Below are 2210 nucleotides of genomic sequence, written 5' to 3'. Positions count from 1 at the left end.
AACCCAGCTCGCGTACCGCTTTAATGGGCGAACAGCCCAACCCTTGGGACCGACTACAGCCCCAGGATGCGATGAGCCGACATCGAGGTGCCAAACCTCCCCGTCGATGTGAACTCTTGGGGGAGATAAGCCTGTTATCCCCGGGGTAGCTTTTATCCGTTGAGCGATGGCCCTTCCATGCGGAACCACCGGATCACTAAGTCCGTCTTTCGACCCTGCTCGACTTGTAGGTCTCGCAGTCAAGCTCCCTTATGCCTTTACACTCTATGAATGATTTCCAACCATTCTGAGGGAACCTTTGAGCGCCTCCGTTACCTTTTAGGAGGCGACCGCCCCAGTCAAACTGCCCGCCTGACACTGTCTCCCACCACGATAAGTGGTGCGGGTTAGAAAGCCAACACAGCTAGGGTAGTATCCCACCAACGCCTCCACGTAAGCTAGCGCTCACGTTTCAAAGGCTCCTACCTATCCTGTACAAGCTGTGCCGAATTTCAATATCAGGCTACAGTAAAGCTCCACGGGGTCTTTCCGTCCTGTCGCGGGTAACCTGCATCTTCACAGGTACTATGATTTCACCGAGTCTCTCGTTGAGACAGTGCCCAAATCGTTACGCCTTTCGTGCGGGTCGGAACTTACCCGACAAGGAATTTCGCTACCTTAGGACCGTTATAGTTACGGCCGCCGTTTACTGGGGCTTCGATTCGTAGCTTCGCAGAAGCTAACCACTCCTCTTAACCTTCCAGCACCGGGCAGGCGTCAGCCCCTATACATCACCTTACGGTTTAGCAGAGACCTGTGTTTTTGATAAACAGTCGCTTGGGCCTATTCACTGCGGCTCTTCTGGGCGTGAACCCTAAAGAGCACCCCTTCTCCCGAAGTTACGGGGTCATTTTGCCGAGTTCCTTAACGAGAGTTCGCTCGCTCACCTTAGAATTCTCATCTTGACTACCTGTGTCGGTTTGCGGTACGGGCACCTGTTATCTATCTAGAGGCTTTTCTCGGCAGTGTGAAATCAACGACTCGAGGAAACAATTTCCTCTCCCCATCACAGCTCAGCCTTATGAGTGCCGGATTTGCCTAACACTCAGCCTTACTGCTTGGACGTGCACTCCAACAGCACGCTTCGCCTATCCTACTGCGTCCCCCCATCGATTAAAACGATACTAGGTGGTACAGGAATATCAACCTGTTATCCATCGCCTACGCCTGTCGGCCTCAGCTTAGGACCCGACTAACCCAGAGCGGACGAGCCTTCCTCTGGAAACCTTAGTCAATCGGTGGACGGGATTCTCACCCGTCTTTCGCTACTCACACCGGCATTCTCACTTCTAAGCGCTCCACATGTCCTTGCGATCATGCTTCGACGCCCTTAGAACGCTCTCCTACCATTGTCCAAAGGACAATCCACAGCTTCGGTAATATGTTTAGCCCCGGTACATTTTCGGCGCAGTGTCACTCGACTAGTGAGCTATTACGCACTCTTTAAATGATGGCTGCTTCTAAGCCAACATCCTAGTTGTCTGGGCAACGCCACATCCTTTTCCACTTAACATATATTTTGGGACCTTAGCTGGTGGTCTGGGCTGTTTCCCTTTCGAACACGGACCTTATCACCCATGTTCTGACTCCCAAGTTAAATTAATTGGCATTCGGAGTTTGTCTGAATTCGGTAACCCGAGAGGGGCCCCTCGTCCAAACAGTGCTCTACCTCCAATAATCATCACTTGAGGCTAGCCCTAAAGCTATTTCGGAGAGAACCAGCTATCTCCAAGTTCGATTGGAATTTCTCCGCTACCCTCAGTTCATCCGCTCACTTTTCAACGTAAGTCGGTTCGGTCCTCCATTCAGTGTTACCTGAACTTCAACCTGACCAAGGGTAGATCACCTGGTTTCGGGTCTACGACCAAATACTCAACGCCCTATTCAGACTCGCTTTCGCTGCGGCTCCACATTTGCTGCTTAACCTTGCATCAGATCGTAACTCGCCGGTTCATTCTACAAAAGGCACGCCATCACCCATTAACGGGCTCTGACTACTTGTAAGCACACGGTTTCAAGTTCTCTTTCACTCCCCTTCCGGGGTACTTTTCACCTTTCCCTCACGGTACTGGTTCACTATCGGTCACTAGAGAGTATTTAGCCTTAGGAGATGGTCCTCCCAGATTCCGACGGAATTTCACGTGCTCCGTCGTACTCAGGATCCACTCAAG

1 rRNA gene (running past one end of the window) is annotated in these 2210 nt (G+C 51.6%); it reads right to left on the bottom strand.

From position 1 onward, the window contains the following. Positions 1 to 2210 (bottom strand): 23S ribosomal RNA (locus ACFV3I_RS18695) (its annotated part continues 389 nt past the right edge of the window); the annotation flags it as partial.

This window comes from Microbacterium sp. NPDC059771, from assembly GCF_042732495.1.
Classification (GTDB): Bacteria; Actinomycetota; Actinomycetes; order Actinomycetales; family Microbacteriaceae; genus Microbacterium; species Microbacterium sufflavum.
This window is presented reverse-complemented; position numbering and strand designations above follow the sequence as displayed.